Here is a 19,427-nt window from a genome sequence, read left to right on the forward strand (position 1 = left end):
CGCGAGGCGGGCGGGGTTCCCCGCCGACCGGACACGCGCGGCGACCGCCGCGGGACACAGAAGGTAGACAGCCATGACCCTCCGCCGGACCCTCTTCGCTGCCGTCCTCTCGGGCAGCCTGATCCTCACCGCCGGCTGTGCCGGCGACGACGTCGCGGACGACGACGCCGACAACGACTCCGGCTCGGGAGGCGGCGCGGTCACCATCGCCAGCCAGAGCTTCGACGAGGCTGCGCTCGTGACCGCGATGTACGAGGAGCTCCTCGACGACGCGGGCTACGAGGTGACCAAGAAGCTGGTCGACACCCGGCCCGCCTACCTGAGCGAGTTCCCGGCCTCGGTCGACATCGTCCCGGAGTACGTCGCCGGCCTCGGCGACCAGCTCAACACCGACGCCAACGGCGAGGGTGCCGAGCCGATCAGCAGCAGCGACCTCGACGCCACGCTCGAGGCGATGCAGCCGCTGCTCGACGAGAAGGGCGTCACCCTCCTCGACCCGTCGGAGGCGGCGTCGCAGAACGCCTACTTCGTCACCCAGGAGTACTCCGACGACAACGGCGTCACCAAGCTCTCCGACCTCGAGGGCGAGTCGATCAAGCTCGCGGCCGCGCCCGACTGCGAGGGGCGCGACGACTGCGAGGCCGGCCTGGCCGACGTCTACGGCATCGACATCGAGCTGCTGCCGCTGGGCTACGCCTCGCCGCAGACCTACCAATCGGTCATCGACGGCGAGTCGCAGCTCGGCCAGACCGGCACCCTCGACGGCACCCTCGACGACCAGGGCCTGGTCCTGCTCGAGGACGACCGGGGCATCCAGCCCGCGCAGAACCTGGTGCCCGCCGTGTCCTCGGAGTTCCTCGCCGAGCACGAGGACGTCGCCGAGCCGCTCAACGCGCTGATGGCGGCTCTCGACAACGAGACCCTCGGGGAGCTGATCGCCCGGGTGTCCATCGACCGCGAGACCCCCGAGGACGTCGCCGAGGACTTCCTCGAGCAAGAGGGCCTCATCGACTGATCGACTGATCGGCTGATCGGCTGACGACCGAGCAAGCTACGACTCGTGGTCCCGGAGGCGCAGCGCCTCCGGGACCACGGTCGTCGGGTCGAGGCCCGGTACGTCGATCCGCACCCCGCCGTCGTCGAGCGGCACTCGCGGCAGCGGGCCGCCGAGGTCGCGGGCGTAGGTGCTGACCAAGGCGGCGTCGTCGCGACGGTCCTGCTCGACCAGCCAGCCGACCAGCCGCTGGGCCGGCGGCAGGGTGCTGCCGGTCAGCGAGCGCTGCGGCCCCCACAGCTCCCGCACGCCGGAGACGAGCAGCGCCCACCAGTCGTCCGCGCAGTCGGGGACGTGGACGAAGTAGCGCCACAGGTCGCCCGGCAGCACACCCATCCGGAAGGTCGCGGCCAGGCCCGCGTCGCCGTACGCCTCGACGGAGGCGAGCGCGCTCCGCTTGGTCGTCCAGCGGTCGGTGAGGTCGGCGAGGGTGCCGCGCTGCTGGGTGATCGAGGACCCGTCGGCGCGCTCCCGCCAGAGGTAGGTGACAGCCGGGAGGACGCCGATCCTGTCCGCGCACAGGTAGGCCTCGGTCGTCGTCGGCTGGTCCTCGTAGCGAACGCCCTCGGCCCAGGCCAGGCCGTTCGCGTCCCAGAAGTCGCGCCGGAAGAGCTTGTTCCACGCGAAGACGTCGCCGAGCAGCCGCGGGCGGTCGGTGATCGCGACCGCCTCGCGCTGCGGGTGCAGCTTGTTCATCCAGGGCAGCGGCCTGCGCTGCTCGCCGTCCCAGCGCGCGACGTTGCCGGTGACGAGCGGCGCGCCGGTCTCGTGGGCCAGGCCCAGCAGCGCCTCTAGCGCCTTCGCCGGCATCGCGTCGTCGGCGTCGCAGAAGCCCAGGTAGGTGCCCGTCGCGTGCCGGATGCCCTCGTTGCGGGCGGCGCCGAGGCCGCGGTTCTCGATGTGCACGACCCGGACCCGCGGGTCGCGGGCGGCGTACGCCTCGGCGATCGCGCCGGAGTCGTCCGGCGACCCGTCGTCGACGACGACCACCTCGAGCGCCTCCAGGCTCTGCCCGAGCAGGCTGTCCAGGCAGGTCGGGAGGTAGGCCGCGACGTCGTAGGCCGGCACGACCACGCTGACCTCGGGGACGCGAGGACCCGACCGGCGCTTGAACACACCACGACCGTACTCAGGTCACATCCGGCCCAGCCGCAGCCCATACGGGTGGTCCACGTCACTCGGACGTGACCTGTCGCCCGGATGGCGGTTGGACCTACGCTTGTTGCATCGAATGAGCACACGTCCGGTACCCACACCGGCCCGCACCCGCGGGTGGTCGGAGGGACTGGAACGAAAGGTTCTGAAGACATGACCGGGTCCCTGCAGACTCCTGCGAAGACTCCTGCGCCGCCGCTGAGCGTCGGCGTGATCGGTGCCGGCAAGGTCGGCGCCGTGCTGGCCGCCCGTCTCCGGCAGGCCGGCCACCCCGTCACGGCCGTCGCCGGCGAGTCCGACGCCTCGCGCGAGCGGGCCGCCACCCTGCTGCCGGGCGTCCCGCTCGACAAGCCGAGCGCCGTGGCCCGCGGCAGCGAGCTGCTGCTGCTCACCGTCCCCGACGACATGCTCCCCAACGTGGTCCGGGTGCTCGCCGACTCCGGTGCGCTGCACGCCGGGCAGTACGTCGTGCACACCTCCGGGCGGCACGGACTGGCCGTCCTCGAGCCCGCCGCCGCCGTCGGCGCGAAGGTGATCGCGCTGCACCCGGCGATGACGTTCACCGGCACCGCCGTCGACCTCGAGCGCCTCGACGGGTGCGTCTTCGGCCTCACCGCCGGCCCGGCCGAGCACGACCTCGCCGAGCGGCTCGTCGCCGAGCTCGGCGGACGCCCGACCTGGGTGCCCGAGGAGATGCGCACGCTCTACCACGCGGGCCTGGCCCACGGCGCCAACCACCTGGTCACCCTCGTCACCCAGGCGATGGAGATGCTGACCGCTGCCGGCTCGGCCGACCCCGCCGGCACCCTGCGCCCGCTGCTGGAGGCCGCGCTCGACAACGCGCTGGCCCACGGCGACGCCGCTCTCACCGGCCCGATCGTGCGCGGTGACGTGCGGACCGTGGCCGCCCACCTCGACGACATTGCCGTCAACGCCCCCGACACGCTGCCGTCGTACCTCACGATGGCGCGGGCCACCCTCGACCGGGCCGTGACCGACGGCCGCCTGGTGCCGATCCAGGCGCTCAAGATCCGCAACGCCCTGGACGCCGCCGAGCGGCGCACGGCGTGGCGGCCCGAGCACGCGTGACCGCAACCGTCCGCACGCCCGTGGTCGTGCGCACGCGTGCCGACCTGCGCGCCCACCTCGCCGAGCGCCGCGCGACCGGTCCCGTCGTGCTCGTGCCCACCATGGGCGCCCTGCACGAGGGTCACGCCAGCCTGATGCGGATCGCGCGGGAGCGGGCCGGCGCGGACGGCTCGGTCGTGGTGTCGATCTTCGTCAACCCGCTGCAGTTCGGCCCGGGTGAGGACCTCGACCGCTACCCGCGGACGTTCGACGCCGACCTCGCCGTCTGCGGTGAGGAGGGCGTCGACGTCGTGTTCGCGCCGGTCGTCGACGAGGTCTACCCGGGCGGCGTCGCGACCGAGGAGACGGTCACCGTCGAGCCTGGCGCGCTCGCGACGATCCTCGAGGGCGCCAGCCGGCCCGGGCACTTCCGCGGCGTGCTGACCGTCGTCGCCAAGCTCCTCGGGCTGGTCGGCCCGGACGTCGCGGTGTTCGGCGAGAAGGACTACCAGCAGCTCGCGCTCATCACCCGGATGGTCGCCGACCTCTGCCTGCCGGTCGAGGTCGTCGGCGGACCGACCGACCGCGAGGACGACGGCCTGGCCCGCTCGAGCCGCAACCGCTACCTCGACACCGACCAGCGCCGGCAGGCGGTCGCCCTGAGCCGCGCCCTGCGCGCGGCCCGGCAGGAGGCGCCGTACGGCGTCGCGGCGGCTCTCGACGCGGCCGGCGCCGAGCTGCGCGCGGCCGACGGGGTCGAGGTCGACTACTTCGAGATCCGCACGCTCGAGCTCGCGGAGCTGCCGGCCGACGTACCGCCGGGCACGCCCGGCCGGGCGCTGGTCGCCGCCCGCGTCGGCACCACCCGCCTCATCGACAACCTGGCCCTCACCATCGGAGCGGCCCCCGACAACTCCGACCCCGAGGGGGACAGCTGATGCTGCGCACGATGATGAAGTCGAAGATCCACCGCGCCACGGTGACCCAGGCCGACCTGCACTACGTCGGGTCCGTCACCGTCGACGAGGACCTGCTCGACGCGGCCGACCTGCTGCCCGGCGAGCTGGTGCACATCGTCGACATCACCAACGGCGCCCGGCTGGAGACCTACACGATCGCCGGCGAGCGGGGCTCCGGGGTGATCGGCATCAACGGCGCCGCCGCCCGGCTGGTGCACCCCGGCGACCTGGTCATCCTCATCGCCTACGGGCAGATGACGACCGAGGAGGCGAAGGCCCACCAGCCGCACGTCGTGTTCGTCGACGCCGACAACCGGATCCTGGGCACCGGTGCCGACCCGGCCGACACCTTCGACGACCCGGACCTCCGTCGCGGCGACCTGACCGCCGCAGGGGTCTGACGACGCGCGCTCGCGTCCCGAACATCGGTAGCCTGCTCGGATGTCCGACCCCAACCCGCAGCGGGCCGCCGCGACCCGACGCCTCCCCGGCCGGCTGACGGCGCCCGAGCCCGGGTGGACCACCCGTGCCGACGTCGTGATCGTCGGCTCCGGGATCGCCGGCCTCACCGCGGCGCTGCGGCTGCGCGAGCACGTCGAGAAGGTGCTCGTCGTGACCAAGACCGTGCTCAACGCCGGGTCCACGCAGTGGGCCCAAGGCGGCATCGCCGCGGCGCTCGGTCCCGAGGACACCCCGGAGGAGCACGAGGTCGACACGCTCGTGGCCGGGGCGGGCGCCTGCGACCGCGACGCGGTCCGCGCGCTGGTCACCGAGGGGCCGGAGGCGGTGCACGAGCTGATCGCGCTCGGCACGAACTTCGACCTCGACGCCGCGGGCGAGCTCTCGCTGACCCGTGAGGGCGGCCACCACCGCGACCGGATCGCGCACGCCGGCGGCGACGCCACCGGCGCGGAGATCCAGCGCGCGCTGATCGCGGCGATCGAGGCGGCTCCCGACATCGAGGTCATCCAGCACGCGCTGGCGGTCGACCTGCTGCTCGCGCCGCCTGAACAGGACGGCGGCGTGGCCGGCCTGACCCTGCACGTGATCGGCGAGGGCGTCCGCGACGGCGTCGGCGCCGTCCACTGCCGGGCCGTGGTGCTGGCCAGCGGCGGGCTCGGGCAGGTCTTCTCGCAGACCACCAACCCCGCCGTCTCCACCGGTGACGGGATGGCGCTCGCGCTCCGGGCCGGCGCGACGCTGCGCGACCTGGAGTTCGTGCAGTTCCACCCGACGGTGATGTACCTCGGCCCGGAGTCCCGCGGCCAGCAGCCGCTCATCTCCGAGGCGGTGCGGGGCGAGGGCGCGTTCCTCGTCGACGACGAGGGCACCCGCTTCATGCAGGGCGTGCACGAGCTCGCCGACCTGGCCCCCCGCGACGTCGTCGCCAAGGCGATCATGAAGCGGATGCTCGAGACCGGCCGGCCGCACATGTGGCTCGACGCGCGGCACCTGGGTGCGGAGTTCTGGGAGAGGCGATTCCCGACCATCCTCGCCACCGCCCGGTCGCACGGCGTCGACCCGGTCACCGAGCTGATCCCTGTCGCACCGGCCTGTCACTACGCCTCGGGCGGGGTACGCACCGACCTCGACGGCCGCACCGACCTGCCCGGCCTCTACGCCACCGGGGAGGTGGCCTGCTCCGGCGTGCACGGGGCCAACCGGCTCGCCTCCAACTCGCTGCTGGAGGGCCTGGTCTTCTCCCGCCGGATCGCCGCCGTGCTGCCGGGCGAGCTGCGCCCGTGGCAGGACGTCGCCGCCGACGGCCGCACCGCCGGGCTGGTGACCGGTGCCGCGCGCCGGGACCTCCAGGAGACGATGACCTCCAAGGTCGGCGTGCTGCGGTCCGCCGGCGGGCTCGCCGAGGCCACCGGCCTGCTCGACAAGCTCACCGGCCAGGTGGCCGAGCAGGTCGACCAGGACTCCTGGGAGACCACCAACCTGTTGACGATCAGCACCGCCCTGGCCGACGCCGCCGCGCTCCGCGAGGAGACCCGCGGCTCGCACTGGCGCGACGACTTCCCCGAGCGCGACGACGCCCGCTGGGCCGGCCACTTCGACGTCTCGATGTCCGACGGGGTGACGACCGTGACCTTCAGCCCGGCGCCGGCCACCGACACCGACCTGCCGACCGACGGAGCAGGAGCATGACGCTCGCCCGGACGCCGTACGACGCGCTGCCCTCGGCGCTCGTCACCGAGATCGCCGACGCGGGGCTCGATCCCGCCGCCGTCCACGCCCACGTCGTGACGGCGTTCGACGAAGACCTTCCCGGCGGCGCGGACGACGCGACCAGCGCCGCGATGCCGGAGATGGGACGGGCCGTCGCCGACATCGCCGCCCGTGAGGTCGGTGTGGTCGCGGGGCTCGCGATCGCCGAGCTCGCGTTCCGCTACGCGCTGGGCGACGACGTCGAGGTCACCGGCCGGCTGCCCGACGGCAGCCGGGTGAAGCCCGGCGACGTGGTGCTCACGGTCGCGGGACCCGTCAAGGGCGTGCTGACCGCCGAGCGCACCGCGCTCAACTTCGCCTCCCACCTCTCCGGAGTCGCCACCGCGACCGCCGCCTGGGTCGACGCGATCGCCGGCACCGGCGCCCGGGTGCTCGACACCCGCAAGACGCTGCCCGGCTGGCGGGCGCTGCAGAAGTACGCCGTGCGCTGCGGCGGCGGGGTCAACCACCGGTTCAGCCTGGTCGACCGCGCGATGGTCAAGGACAACCACGCGGTCGCCGCCGGCGGGGTCGTCGAGGCCTACCGCGCCGTGGTCGCCGCGAACCCCGGTCTGCGGGTGGAGGTCGAGGTGATGGATCTCGACGAGCTGCGAGCCGTGCTCGACGCCGGCTGCACCGAGGTGCTGCTCGACAACATGAGCACGGCCGACATGCGGGCGGCGGTGGAGATCAACGTGGCCGCCGGCCGTCCGGCGGCGTTGGAGGCCTCCGGCGGGCTCACCCTCGAGCGCGCCCGCGAGGTCGCGGAGACCGGCGTGGACTTCATCTCGGTCGGCGCGCTCACGCACTCGGTCAACGTCTTCGACCTCGGGCTGGACTTCCGGGAGCAGGAATGACGCTGCTGGCGGCCGATATCGGCAACGCGCACACCGTCCTCGGGATGATCAGTGACGGCGAGGTCGGCTCGCACTGGCGGGTCGCCACCCACGAGCACCGCACCGCCGACGAATGGGCGGTGCTGCTCCGCGGCCTGCTCGGGGCGGAAGTCAGCGAGATCTCCGGTATTTCCGTCTGCTCGACCGTCCCTGCGGTTCTGCAGTCCTGGCGCGAGATGCTGCTCGGTCATTTCCCTGATATCCCGCACGTCATTGTCGAGCCCGGCGTGCGCACCGGCGTACCGATCCTCGTCGACAATCCGCGCGAGGTCGGCACCGACCGGATCATCAACGCGCTGGCAGCGGCCAACGACTTCGGCGGACCAGCGATCGTCGTCGACTTCGGCGGCACCGCGACGACGTTCGACGTCATCGACGACCAGGGCCGGTACGTCGGCGGCGCCATCACCCCCGGCATCGAGATCTCCCTCGAGGCACTGGGCACGCGCGGCGCGCAGCTGCGGATGGTCGAGCTGGTGCGGCCACGCGGCGTCGTCGGCAAGAACACCGTCGAGGCCCTCCAGTCCGGCATGGTGTTCGGCGTCGCCAGCCAGGTCGAGGGGATGGTCGAGCGGATCACCGCGGCCCTCGGCGTCGCGGCCGGTGAGGTCCGGGTGGTCGCCACCGGATATCTCGCGCCACTGGTCACCGAGGAATGCCGCTGCTTCACCCACCATTCACCGTGGTTGACGCTGCGCGGGCTCGAAATGGTGTTCCTCCGCAACGCGAAATAGTCGACAAAACGGCACCGGTATTCCGCCGACTTTCCTTCATCGCGGGTTTACGACATTATGCGAGGGTCGTTCCGGGGGATATCGGGACGCGAATAACCTATTTCGAGGGAAGGCGCCAGCCATGGCACAGAAGGTCAACATCGTTCTCGTCGACGACATCGACGGCTCCGACGCCACCGAGACCGTCGCATTCGGTCTCGACGGCACCAACTACGAGATCGACCTCAACGACAAGAACGCCGCCAAGCTGCGCGACGCCCTCGCCGCCTACGTCGGCCACGCCCGCAAGGTGGGTGGCGGTCGTCGTACCCGCTCCAAGTCCGCCGCCGCCGGCTCCGGCCCCTCGGCCAAGGAGATCCGCGACTGGGCCCGCTCCAACGGCTTCAAGGTCCCCGACCGCGGCCGGATCCCCGCCGACGTGCGCGAGGCGTTCGACGCCCGCTGAGCCACCGGGCGCGGGGAATCACCGGTCGACCGGGGGTTCCCCAGGGTTGACAGGCACTGCAATGCCCGACAACCCCGGGGAATCACCGGTCGACCGGTGATTCCCAGCCCGGCGCGTTCGCTGATAGCGGACGGGATTTTCGCTGCCCACGGAACGCGTAGGCTGTTGATCGGGTTGTACCCGTCGTACGCCCTGCAGACGCGTGGAGGAGCAACAGATGTTCGAGCGGTTCACTGACCGAGCCCGCCGGGTGGTCGTGCTGGCCCAGGAAGAGGCCCGCATGCTCTCCCACAACTACATCGGCACGGAGCACATCCTGCTCGGCCTGATCCACGAGGGTGAGGGCGTCGCCGCCAAGGCGCTGGAGTCGCTCGACATCTCGCTGGAGGCCGTGCGCGCCCAGGTCGAGGAGATCATCGGCCAGGGCCAGCAGGCGCCGAGCGGGCACATCCCGTTCACGCCGCGGGCCAAGAAGGTGCTCGAGCTGTCGCTGCGTGAGGCGCTGCAGCTCGGTCACTCCTACATCGGCACCGAGCACATCCTGCTCGGTCTGATCCGTGAGGGCGAGGGCGTCGCCGCCCAGGTGCTGCAGAAGCTCGGCGCCGACCTCAACCGGGTCCGCCAGCAGGTCATCCAGCTGCTCTCGGGCTTCCAGGGCAAGGAGTCGGGCTCCGCCGCGGCCGCGACCGGCAGCAGTGGCAGCGACGCCCCGTCGTCCTCGCTGGTGCTCGACCAGTTCGGCCGCAACCTGACCCAGGACGCCCGCGAGGGCAAGCTCGACCCGGTCATCGGCCGCGAGCAGGAGATCGAGCGGGTCATGCAGATCCTGTCCCGCCGCACGAAGAACAACCCGGTCCTCATCGGAGAGCCGGGCGTCGGCAAGACGACGATCGTCGAGGGCCTGGCCCAGGACATCGTCAAGGGCAACGTCCCCGAGACGCTCAAGGACAAGCAGATCTACACCCTCGACCTGGGTGCACTGGTCGCGGGCAGCCGCTACCGCGGTGACTTCGAGGAGCGCCTCAAGAAGGTCCTCAAGGAGATCCGCACCCGCGGCGACATCGTGCTGTTCATCGACGAGATCCACACGCTCGTGGGCGCCGGCGCTGCCGAGGGCGCGATCGACGCCGCCAGCATCCTCAAGCCGATGCTGGCCCGCGGCGAGCTGCAGACGATCGGTGCGACGACCCTCGACGAGTACCGCAAGTACCTCGAGAAGGACGCCGCGCTCGAGCGCCGGTTCCAGCCGATCCAGGTCGCCGAGCCGTCGATCGCCCACACGATCGAGATGCTCAAGGGTCTGCGTGACCGCTACGAGGCGCACCACCGGGTGACGATCACCGACGAGGCGCTGGTCTCCGCGGCCACCCTCGCCGACCGCTACATCTCCGACCGCTTCCTGCCCGACAAGGCGATCGACCTCATCGACGAGGCCGGCTCGCGGCTGCGCATCCGCCGGATGACCGCCCCCGCCGACCTGCGCGAGTTCGACGACAAGATCGCCGAGGTCCGCCAGCGCAAGGAGGCGGCCATCGACGGCCAGGACTTCGAGGCCGCCGCGCGGCTGCGCGACGAGGAGAAGCAGCTGATCCTCAAGAAGGCCGAGCGCGAGAAGCAGTGGCGCGCGGGCGACATGGACGAGGTCGCCGAGGTCGACGAGGAGCTGATCGCCGAGGTGCTCGCCGTCGCGACCGGCATCCCGATCGTGAAGCTGTCCGAGGAGGAGTCCTCGCGGCTGCTCAAGATGGAGGACGAGCTCCACAAGCGGGTCATCGGGCAGGAGGAGGCCGTCAAGGCGCTCAGCCGCGCCATCCGTCGTACCCGTGCCGGCCTGAAGGACCCGAAGCGTCCCGGCGGCTCGTTCATCTTCGCCGGCCCGTCCGGTGTCGGTAAGACGTGGTTGTCCAAGACGCTCGCCGAGTTCCTCTTCGGCGACGAGGACGCGCTGATCCAGCTCGACATGAGCGAGTACGGCGAGAAGCACACCGTGTCGCGGCTCTTCGGCTCGCCTCCGGGCTACGTCGGCTACGAGGAGGGCGGTCAGCTCACCGAGAAGGTGCGCCGCAAGCCGTTCTCCGTCGTCCTCTTCGACGAGGTCGAGAAGGCCCACCCCGACATCTTCAACAGCCTGTTGCAGATCCTCGAGGAAGGCCGGCTCACCGACTCGCAGGGCCGGGTGGTCGACTTCAAGAACACCGTGATCATCATGACCACGAACCTCGGCACCCGCGACATCTCCAAGGGCGTCAACCTCGGGTTCCAGCAGAGCGGCGACTCGGCAGGCTCCTACGAGCGGATGAAGGCCAAGGTGTCGGAGGAGCTCAAGCAGCACTTCCGCCCCGAGTTCCTCAACCGCGTCGACGAGATCGTCGTGTTCCCGCCGCTGTCGCAGGAGCAGATCGTCGCGATGGTCGACAACATGATCGCCTCGGTCGAGCTGCGGATGCGCGACCGCGACATGCGGATCGAGCTCACCCAGGCCGCGAAGAACCTGCTCGCGACCCGGGGCTTCGACCCGGTGCTGGGCGCGCGGCCGCTGCGGCGCACGGTGCAGCGCGAGATCGAGGACGTGCTGGCCGAGAAGATGCTCTACGGCGAGGTCGGCCCCGGCCAGATCGTGCTCGTGGACGTCGACGGCGAGGGTCCGACCGCGACCTTCACCTTCGAGGGCCAGAAGGTCAGCGAGCTGCCCGACCTGCCGCCGCTGGAGACGATCTCCGAGGGTGCGGCCGACGGCGGCCTCGACGGCCCGGCCAACCCGCTCGGCGGCGACGGCCCGACCGACGTGCCGCGCACCGCGAGCGAGTAGCAGCCGGACGAGCGACAAGGCGTCCGATCGCAGTCACCAGGTGACTGCGATCGGACGCCTTTCGCATTTCAGCGCGTCGGTTCTCGTCTGCAGAGGTCGATCCGTCGGCCTCACGGCAACGAGTAGCGGCCGCTACCGGTGGCGACGACCAGCCCGTCGGCGACGAGCGAGGCCAGGCAGCGCTCGCGCTGGTCGGCGATGTCCCACGCCGCGTCCAACCGGCTCTTCGGCACCGACCCGGGTGCGTCGCGCAGCACCGCGAGCAACCGGCCCCGGCACTGGCGGTCGGTGCCGGCGTAGGTCTGCACGGGGCGAGGCGGACCGTCGTACGCCGGGCGGCCGGCGGTGTGCCACGCGCAGCGGTCGACGACGGGGCAGGTGGGACACCGGGGGCGGTCGGCGGTGCAGACGAGCGCGCCGAGCTCCATCACCGCGACCGACCAGGTGGCGGCGGTCGGCGGGTCCGCGGGCAGCAGCTCCTCGGCGACCGCACGCTCGGCCTTGGTGACCGAGCGCGGCGGGAACTCCACGCCGGACACCGCCCGCCCGAGCACCCGGCGCACGTTGGTGTCGAGCACGACCTGGCGCTGGCGGTAGGCGAAGGCCGCCACGGCCGCGGCCGTGTAGTCGCCGACGCCGGGGAGGGCGCGGAGCGCGTCGTAGGAGTCGGGTACGACGCCGCCGTGGTCGGCCACGATCGCGACCGCAGCCGCGTGGAGGCGCAGCGCCCGGCGCGGGTATCCGAGCCGACCCCAGGCGCGGACCGCCTCGCCGCTGGCCTCCGCGGCGAGCGCCGCGGGTGAGGGCCACCGGTCCAGCCAGGCCTGGTGGACCGGGAGGACCCGCGCGACCGGCGTCTGCTGCAGCATGAACTCCGAGACGAGCACCGACCAGGCCGACGCGTCCGGCCGTCGCCAGGGCAGGTCACGGGCGTGCGCGTCGTACCACGCGAGGATCGGGGCGACCAGGTCGGGCACCGTGGGATTCTCCACCACCCGTCGTGCCTCCACGGATCGGGGACCCTCCGTCCTTAACCTCGGACCATGCCGCCGTTGACCCGTGGCCCGCTGCCGGCGGGTGTCTACTGGCGCCGCCGGTTCTTCGTGCTGGCGCTGGCCGCCACGCTGGTGTTCCTCGTCGCGAGCGTCCTGACCGGCGGCAGCGACGGCCAAGACGACGTGCCCGTCGCCCGACAGGCCGGCAACGAGGTCGAGCCGTCCCAGACGATCACCGTCGACCAGGGCCGCAAGGCCCGGGGCGAGCAGCAGTCCGCTCCCCAGGGACGCAAGGGCAAGCGGGACCTCGGTCCGCAGCAGGGCCCCACCTTCGACCCGACGCTGCTCGCGGCGGAGCCGAGCGGCAACTGCGAGCCCGCCGACGTGCGGATCACCCCGCGGGTGGAGTCGGCGGTCGCCGGCAAGCCGGTGACGATCGGGCTCGCGCTCCAGACCGTGCAGGCCGAGGCGTGCTACTTCCGGATCGGTGCGGACAAGGTCACGATCAAGGTGACCCGCGGGCAGCAGGCCCTGTGGCGGTCGAGCCACTGCCCCGGCGCGGTCCCGAGCACGTCGGTGGTCGTGCGCCGGTCGATCGCCACCGTCGTGCAGATGGAGTGGTCCCCGTTCCCCGAGGGCACCCGCCACGGCAAGGAGTGCCCCGGCACCAAGGACTGGCTGATGCCCGGCGACTACACCGTCACCGCTGCCGCGCTGGGTGGCGAGCCGGGGGAGTCGGCGTTCACGCTGGCCGCGCCGGAGCGGGAGAAGATCGTCAAGAAGACGAAGAAGGACGAGCGGGACGAGCGGGACAAGCAGGACGAGCGCGACAGGAAGAGCCGCAACCAGCTGGACGAGGAGACCGCCCAGGAGGAGGCGCAGGGCGCCCAGGACGGCGAGGAGCCGCGGCGCTGAGAGCTCGTCACACCGGGGATTCTTGTAGCGGTCGCGCTGGAACCACGACAAAATTCCCCGTTGCGTCGCCTACACGGCGGCCAAGACCCGATCAGACATACCTTTCGAGGATCGTCGACTCGGCCAGCCGGGACAGGCCTTCCCGCACGCTGCGGGCGCGCAGCTCGCCGACGCCCTCGACGGCCTGGAGGTCGTCGATGCCGGCGGAGAGCAGCTTCTGGAGGGTGCCGAAGTGGTCGACCAGGCCCTCCACGACCCCGGCGGGGAGGCGCGGCACCTTGGTCAGCAGCCGGTAGCCGCGCGGGGCGACCGCCCCGTCGAGGTGCTCGCCGGCACCGATGCCGAGCACCCGCGCGACCGAGGCCGGGTCGACCAGGTCGGTGGCCGACAGGTTCTCGAGCTTGGTCAGCAGGTCGTCGGGCTCGCGGCTGCGCTTGCGGGAGGGCACGTAGTCGCGGATGACCAGCTCGCGCTCGATGTCGACGCCGGTGATCAGCTCCTCCAGCTGGAGGGCGAGCAGCCGACCGTCGGTACCGAGCTCGAGCACGTAGTCGTCGATCTCGCGGGCGATCCGGGTGACCATCTCCAGCCGCTGGGCGACCACGGCGACGTCGCGCACGGTCACCAGGTCCTCGATCTCGAGCGCGGAGAGCGTGGCGGAGACCTCGTCGAGACGCAGCTTGTAGCGCTCGAGGGTCGCCAGCGCCTGGTTGGCGCGGGAGAGGATCTGGCCGGAGTCCTCGAGGACGTGGCGGGTCTCGCCGACGTACGCCGCGATGATCTGCATCGACTGCGACACCGAGATGACCGGGAAGCCGGTCTGCTTGGCGACCCGGTCGGCGGTGCGGTGCCGGGTGCCGGTCTCCTCCGACGGGATCGTGTGGTCGGGCATCAGGTGGACGGCGGCCCGGATGATCCGGGTGATGTCGCGGTCGATGATGATCGCGCCGTCCATCTTCGCGAGCTCGCGGAGCCCGGTCGCGCTGAACGGGACGTCGAGCTCGAAACCGCCCGTGGAGATGCCGTCGACGATGCGGTCGCGACCGAGCACGATGAGCGCGCCGGTGCGGGCGCGCAGGATCCGGTCGAGGCCGTCGCGCAGGCCGGTGCCCGGCGCGATCGACGCCAACGTGTCGCGGAGGCGCGGGTCACCCGGCCGCTCAACCACTACGCACTCCCATCCCTAGGCCCGGGTCGACACCCTGGTCGAACGCAACCTTAGAGCCTGAGGCCGCACCCGGCGCCGGAACTCAGCCGCCCTCGATCACCCGGAAGGAGCGCGTGGGGTTGAGGAACTCGAGCGCACGGCGCACGTGGGAGACCTCGACGACCTGCATCCCGTCGACGATCCGCTGCCGGCCGCCCTTGCCCACCTCGGCCGGCACCAGCGCGATCTCGAACCCCAACCGGGCCGCCTCGGCCAGCCGCTGCTGGACGTCGCGGACCCGGCGCAGCTCGCCGGACAGGCCGATCTCGCCCATCGCGACCAACCCGGTCGGCGGTGAGGTCATGAAGTGCGACGACGCCAGCGCGATGGCGAGCGCGAGATCGGCGGCGGGCTCGGTGATCTTGGCGCCGCCGACGGTGGAGGCGAAGACGTCGCGCTGGCTGAGGTCGACCCCGCAGTGCTGCTGGAGCACCGCGAGCACCATCGCCAGCCGGGAGCCGTCGATGCCGGACGTCGTACGACGTGGGCGCTCGCCAGCCTGGGCGACCAGCGACTGCACCTCGGCGAGGAGCGGCCGGCGACCCTCCATCGTGACGGCCACGCAGGTGCCGGGCACCCGGCCGTGGTGGCGCTCGACGAAGATGCCGGTCGGGTCGGCGACGGCGCGGATGCCTTCGGGCCCGAGGTCGAAGCAGCCGACCTCGTCGACCGGGCCGAAGCGGTTCTTGATCGCCCGCACCATCCGGAACCGGCTGCCCGACTCGCCCTCGAAGTGGAGGACGACGTCGACCAGGTGCTCCAGCACGCGCGGCCCGGCGATCGAGCCGTCCTTGGTCACGTGGCCGACGAGCACGACGGTGACGCCGCGGGTCTTCGCGACGCGGACGAGCGCTGCGGCGACCTCCCTGACCTGGGTGACGCCGCCCGGGACGCCCTCGATGCCGGCGGCGCCGACGGTCTGGACGGAGTCGACGACCACGAGCCGCGGTCGCACCTCCTCGATGTGGGTGAGGATCGCGCCGAGGTCGGTCTCGGCGGCGAGGTAGAGCTGGTCGTGCACCGCGTCGGTGCGGTCGGCGCGGAGCCGGACCTGGGACGCGGACTCCTCGCCCGTGACGTAGAGCGTGCGCTGGTCGCGCGCGGCGGTGCGCGCCGCGACCTCGAGCAGCAGGGTCGACTTGCCGACGCCCGGCTCACCGGCCAGCAGCACGGCGGCTCCCGGCACCAGCCCGCCGCCGAGCACGCGGTCGAGCTCGGGCACCCCGGAGCCGTGGTGGACGGCCTGCTCGGCCGACACCGCGCCGATCGGGACCGCCGGTGTGGACACCGGTGCGGCGACGGTGCGGCCGGCGGGTGCGCCGCCGGCCTCGGCGACCGAGCCCCAGGCCTGGCACTCGCCGCACCGGCCGACCCACTTCGTCGTCGTCCAGCCGCACTCCGAGCAGCGGTAGGAGGCGCGGGGTTGGGCGGCGCGGGATCGCGTGCTCGTGGCCATGGGACGACCGTAGGCCACCCGTCCGACAGTATGTTCGAATGACGCGCTGCGTGTCCGGGTACCGGGCGGTGCGGACGTATCCTCGTTAACGTTCCAACCGCACCTGAGACCTGCCCGGAGGCGACCGTGACCTCAGCGTCGTCGTACGACGCGCCGCTCGTGCCGCCGACCCTGGCCGACGTCGCCGAGCGGGCGGGGGTCTCGCGGCAGACGGTCTCGAACGCGATCAACAACCCCGACCTGCTGCGTCCCCAGACGCTCGAGCGGGTGCAGGCGGCGATCCAGGAGCTCGGCTACCGGCCCAACCGTGCCGCCCGTCACCTCCGCACCCGGGCCTCGCACCTGATCGGCCTGCGGCTCCCGCCGGCCCAGGAGTTCACGGCCAACGCGGCGATGGACCGGTTCGTGCACGCGCTGGTCGAGGCGTCGCGGGAGGCGGGCTACCACCTGCTGCTCTTCTCCGGCGGGCCCGGCAAGCCCGAGACCACCGCCGAGGACCTGGTGCGCGGCTACGACGACCTGCTCCGATCGACCGCCGTCGACGCGTTCATCGTCACCGACACCTACCTCGGGAACCCCCAGACCCGATGGCTCAGCGAGCGGCACGCGCCGTTCGTCGCGTTCGGCCGGCCCTGGGAGGACCCCGACGAGACGCACCCGTGGGTCGACGTCGACGGTGCCGCCGGCGTCGAGCTCGCGACCCAGCACCTCCTCGACCGCGGCCACGAGCGGATCGCCTGGATCGGCTGGGCCGAGACCTCCTTCATCGGCCAGGACCGGCGCGCCGGCTGGGAGCGGGCGATGGCTGCGGCCGGCCGGCCGACCGACGGGCTCGCTGTCCGCGTCGCCGACACCGTCGACGCCGGCCGGGAGGCGGCCGACGTGCTGCTGGACTCGGTGCGTCCCTCGGCGATCGTCTGCGCGAGCGACACCCAGGCCGTCGGCGTCCTGCACTCCCTCGCCGCCCGCGGCCTCCACCCCGGTCGCGACGTCGCCGTCGTCGGCTTCGACGACTCCCAGGTCGCCCAGGTGGTGCCCGGCGGGCTGACATCGGTCCGGCAGCCGCTGGAGCAGGTCGCCATCGAGCTGGTGCGGGCCCTGGAGGCGCTCCTCGCCCGCGAGCCGTACGACGCGCGCGGGGTGCTGCTGGTGCCGACGCTGGCGGTGCGTGGGTCGTCGGGCTAGGTGGGGAGTCACCGGTCGACCGGTGAATCACAGGGGTTGTCGGGCACTGCAATGCCCGACAACCCTGGGGAACCCCCGGTCGACCGGTGATTCCCCGCCGCCTCTCAGAAGTCCTTGGACCACAGGTTGACCGCGTAGTCGACCTCCAACCCCTCGTGGTGCCGCAGGACCTGCTCGGCGACGTCGGGCTTGAGCTCGATCCGCACCACCGCCTCGAGGTCCGCCCGGCTCCCGAACCGCCAGCCCATGTCGACCGACGTGCGGTTCCAGCCGCGCTGCGCCCAGAACCGCTCGATGGTGCGGGGGGTGGGGAGGTGCGGGTAGCCGCGGCGGAACCAGGCGCCGAACGTCGAGCGCGACGCGTCGTTGTCGATGACGAGCGCGGTGCCGCCGCGTCGTACGACGCGGTCCAGCTCGGCCAGGCCCGGTTCGCAGCCCGGGCCGAAGAAGTAGGCCCACCGCACGTGGACGACGTCGACGCTCGCGTCGGGGAGCGGGATCTCCTGTGCCGTCCCGAGCCGTACGTCGACCGCGGGCAGTCCCCGGGTCCGGCGCTGGGCCAGGCGCACCAACCCCGGGTGCGGCTCGACGCCGATGACGGAGGTCGCCGACTCGGCGAAGCGCGGCAGGTGGAAGCCGGTGCCGCAGCCGAGGTCGAGCACGGTGCGGCCGCGCCAGGACACCCGGTCCGCCATCGCCGCCCAGAGCCGGCCGTCGGGGTCGGCGGCGTGGTTCTCGATCTCGTAGGTGGCGGTGTGCTGCCAGATGTTCGGGCTCGGGACCGCGCCCCGGACCGGGGTCGCCGGGCCGTCGCTCACGACGAGCGGGTCAGAGCCGGACGATGCCGTTCGCGGTCTGCACCTGCGCGGCGAGGATGCCCGGGGTGCCGTGCGGGGCGACCCACTCGACCTTGACGTCCTCGAGCGGCGCCTCGACGGTCTCGCCGAGCCACTCGCTGACGCGCTGCGGGTCGCCGGCGATCTCGATGCCCGCGAGCGAGACGGTGCCGTCGGCGCCGGCGGACGGGTGCAGGTCGGCCGGCACCTCCCACTGGATGAAGAACGGGAGCTGCGGGTCGGCGATGAGGCCCTGGATGCCGATCTGGCGCCAGCGGAGCTCGGTGCCGTCGGGGCGGTGCCGGTTGCCGGTCACGGCCGCGCGACCGAGGCGCTCCTCGACCGGCGTGATGTCCGGGACGGAGACCACCCAGCCGAGCCAGCCGCCGCCGAGCGCGGAGCGGGCCTTCACGGCCTGGCCGAACGGCGCCTTGTCGGAGGCGGGGTGGTCGAGGCACTCGACGACCTCGAGGTAGGTCGCGTCCGCGAGCGGCAGGATCATGTTGCGCGTGCCGAAGCGCGGGTGCACCCCGCCGTCGATGAACTCGCACCCGAGCGCGGCACCGAGGCGGGCGGCCGTGCTCGCGAGTCCGTCCGGTCCGGCGGCGTACGACAGGTGGTCCAGGCGCATGTCAGACATTGTCGGCATGTGCCGATCGTCACGCCGAATCGGGGTCGGGGTCTCTTGATATCGAGAGACGACCCGCACTCACGCGAACCGGTCGGCCGGGTGGATCGCGAGCGCCGAGCGGGACCGGAGGTGGGCCTCGCAGTGGCGGACGAGCTCGTCGTAGGCCGCCCGGCCCATCAGCTCGACCAGCTCGGGCTCGTTGGTGACGTAGAGCGGCTCGACCGCGACGCGGGCCTCGGTGTTGCCCGAGCAGTACCAGTCGAGGTCGTGGCCGCCGGGGCCCCAGCCGCGGCGGTCGTACTCGGTGATCGTGACCTCGGTGTACGACGACCCGTCCTGCCGCTCGACCTCGCGGTAGGTGCGGCGGATCGGCAGCTGCCAGCACACGTCCGGCTTCGTCTCGAGCGGGTTGCGGCCCTGCTGCAACGCGAGCCCGTGCAGCGCACAACCCGCGCCGGTGCTGAAGTCTGCGCGGTTGTGGAAGACGCAGCCGCGCTGCCCGTCGACCTCGATCGAGCGGGTCTTGCGCTCGCCGTCCTCGTCCTTCTCGACCCAGTCGCGGCGGCGGACGCGGCCGGACTTCCCGAGCCGCCCGGGATGGAACTGCCACTGCTCCGGGGTCAGCTGCTCGACGTACGCCGCGACCCGCTCCTCGTCGTCCTTGTCGCTGAAGTGCGCGCCGAGCGTGCAGCAGCCGGTGTCGGGGGAGTCGGCGTAGATGCCCTGGCAGCCCTGCCCGAAGATGCACGTGTACGACGACGTCAGCCAGGTCAGGTCGCAGCGCATGACCTCGCTCGCGTCGGCCGGGTTGACGAACTCGACGAACGCGCGGGGGAAGTCCAGGTCGACCTCGGGCACCCCGCCAACGTAC

Annotated in this window: 18 protein-coding genes; 11 read left to right on the forward strand and 7 right to left on the reverse strand. The window is 72.4% G+C overall.

What is annotated here, in order from left to right; all coding sequences use genetic code 11:
- Nucleotides 1–73: 73 nt before the first annotated feature.
- Complete coding sequence (locus tag DJ010_RS15240) at nt 74–1,015, forward strand: ABC transporter substrate-binding protein (protein WP_109695281.1); 942 nt, start codon at nt 74–76, stop codon at nt 1,013–1,015.
- Nucleotides 1,016–1,051: 36 nt separating this feature from the next.
- Here the strand turns inward: DJ010_RS15240 and DJ010_RS15245 are convergent, their stop codons facing one another.
- Nucleotides 1,052–2,170 (reverse strand): glycosyltransferase family 2 protein, encoded by a 1,119-nt coding sequence (locus DJ010_RS15245; RefSeq protein WP_109695283.1) that lies wholly within the window; start codon nt 2,168–2,170, stop codon nt 1,052–1,054.
- Nucleotides 2,171–2,362: 192 nt separating this feature from the next.
- Between DJ010_RS15245 and DJ010_RS15250 the strand changes: the two genes are divergently transcribed.
- From DJ010_RS15250 to DJ010_RS15285, 8 genes are all read left to right on the forward strand, one after another.
- On the forward strand, nt 2,363–3,298 hold the full coding sequence (locus DJ010_RS15250) for a Rossmann-like and DUF2520 domain-containing protein (protein WP_109695285.1): 936 nt from the start codon (nt 2,363–2,365) through the stop codon (nt 3,296–3,298).
- A complete protein-coding gene (gene panC / locus DJ010_RS15255) occupies nt 3,295–4,215 on the forward strand; it encodes a pantoate--beta-alanine ligase (protein ID WP_211318817.1) in 921 nt (306 codons plus the stop codon). Before DJ010_RS15250 ends, panC begins: the two co-directional genes overlap by 4 nt.
- Nucleotides 4,215–4,637, forward strand: coding sequence for an aspartate 1-decarboxylase (gene panD / locus DJ010_RS15260; protein ID WP_109695289.1), 423 nt, complete (start codon nt 4,215–4,217; stop codon nt 4,635–4,637). Before panC ends, panD begins: the two co-directional genes overlap by 1 nt.
- Before the next feature lie 40 nt (nt 4,638–4,677).
- Nucleotides 4,678–6,387: an L-aspartate oxidase gene (locus DJ010_RS15265; protein ID WP_109695291.1), complete on the forward strand. Its 1,710-nt coding sequence runs from the start codon at nt 4,678–4,680 to the stop codon at nt 6,385–6,387.
- Nucleotides 6,384–7,304, forward strand: a complete 921-nt coding sequence (gene nadC / locus DJ010_RS15270; RefSeq protein ID WP_109695293.1) for a carboxylating nicotinate-nucleotide diphosphorylase — start codon at nt 6,384–6,386, stop codon at nt 7,302–7,304. The genes DJ010_RS15265 and nadC overlap by 4 nt, the downstream gene beginning before the upstream one ends.
- A complete protein-coding gene (locus DJ010_RS15275; protein ID WP_109695295.1) occupies nt 7,301–8,077 on the forward strand; it encodes a type III pantothenate kinase in 777 nt (258 codons plus the stop codon). Before nadC ends, DJ010_RS15275 begins: the two co-directional genes overlap by 4 nt.
- Before the next feature lie 121 nt (nt 8,078–8,198).
- Nucleotides 8,199–8,522, forward strand: a complete 324-nt coding sequence (locus DJ010_RS15280) for a histone-like nucleoid-structuring protein Lsr2 (RefSeq protein WP_109695297.1) — start codon at nt 8,199–8,201, stop codon at nt 8,520–8,522.
- Between the two features lie 217 nt (nt 8,523–8,739).
- The gene (locus DJ010_RS15285; protein ID WP_109695299.1) at nt 8,740–11,331 is read left to right on the forward strand and encodes an ATP-dependent Clp protease ATP-binding subunit; all 2,592 of its coding nucleotides are present in this window, start codon (nt 8,740–8,742) and stop codon (nt 11,329–11,331) included.
- Between the two features lie 110 nt (nt 11,332–11,441).
- On the opposite strand, the gene DJ010_RS15290 is transcribed toward DJ010_RS15285, so the two are convergent.
- Nucleotides 11,442–12,341: an HhH-GPD family protein gene (locus DJ010_RS15290; RefSeq protein WP_281271143.1), complete on the reverse strand. Its 900-nt coding sequence runs from the start codon at nt 12,339–12,341 to the stop codon at nt 11,442–11,444.
- A gap of 33 nt (nt 12,342–12,374) precedes the next feature.
- On the opposite strand from DJ010_RS15290, the gene DJ010_RS15295 reads away from it, so the two are divergent.
- Entirely contained in the window at nt 12,375–13,241 is an 867-nt protein-coding gene (locus DJ010_RS15295; RefSeq protein ID WP_109695301.1) for a hypothetical protein, read from the forward strand.
- Between the two features lie 91 nt (nt 13,242–13,332).
- On the opposite strand, the gene disA is transcribed toward DJ010_RS15295, so the two are convergent.
- Both disA and radA read right to left on the reverse strand, forming a co-directional pair.
- On the reverse strand, nt 13,333–14,409 hold the full coding sequence (gene disA, locus DJ010_RS15300; RefSeq protein ID WP_109695303.1) for a DNA integrity scanning diadenylate cyclase DisA: 1,077 nt from the start codon (nt 14,407–14,409) through the stop codon (nt 13,333–13,335).
- Nucleotides 14,410–14,491: 82 nt separating this feature from the next.
- The gene (gene radA, locus DJ010_RS15305) at nt 14,492–15,904 is read right to left on the reverse strand and encodes a DNA repair protein RadA (RefSeq protein WP_109695306.1); all 1,413 of its coding nucleotides are present in this window, start codon (nt 15,902–15,904) and stop codon (nt 14,492–14,494) included.
- Between the two features lie 126 nt (nt 15,905–16,030).
- On the opposite strand from radA, the gene DJ010_RS15310 reads away from it, so the two are divergent.
- A complete protein-coding gene (locus DJ010_RS15310; protein ID WP_170124654.1) occupies nt 16,031–17,089 on the forward strand; it encodes a LacI family DNA-binding transcriptional regulator in 1,059 nt (352 codons plus the stop codon).
- 104 nt (nt 17,090–17,193) lie between these two features.
- On the opposite strand, the gene DJ010_RS15315 is transcribed toward DJ010_RS15310, so the two are convergent.
- The 3 genes from DJ010_RS15315 to DJ010_RS15325 all read right to left on the reverse strand — a co-directional run bounded on the left by DJ010_RS15315 (nt 17,194) and on the right by DJ010_RS15325 (nt 19,414).
- Nucleotides 17,194–17,907, reverse strand: coding sequence for a class I SAM-dependent methyltransferase (locus DJ010_RS15315; RefSeq protein WP_245927601.1), 714 nt, complete (start codon nt 17,905–17,907; stop codon nt 17,194–17,196).
- Nucleotides 17,908–17,917: 10 nt separating this feature from the next.
- Nucleotides 17,918–18,556 (reverse strand): VOC family protein, encoded by a 639-nt coding sequence (locus DJ010_RS15320; protein ID WP_109695308.1) that lies wholly within the window; start codon nt 18,554–18,556, stop codon nt 17,918–17,920.
- 78 nt (nt 18,557–18,634) lie between these two features.
- Nucleotides 18,635–19,414 carry a DUF3109 family protein gene (locus DJ010_RS15325; RefSeq protein WP_109695310.1) on the reverse strand — a complete coding sequence of 260 codons (780 nt, stop codon included), beginning with the start codon at nt 19,412–19,414 and terminating at the stop codon, nt 18,635–18,637.
- Nucleotides 19,415–19,427: the final 13 nt, after the last annotated feature.

The organism is Nocardioides silvaticus (assembly GCF_003160695.1).
GTDB classification, from domain to species: Bacteria; Actinomycetota; Actinomycetes; order Propionibacteriales; family Nocardioidaceae; genus Nocardioides; species Nocardioides silvaticus.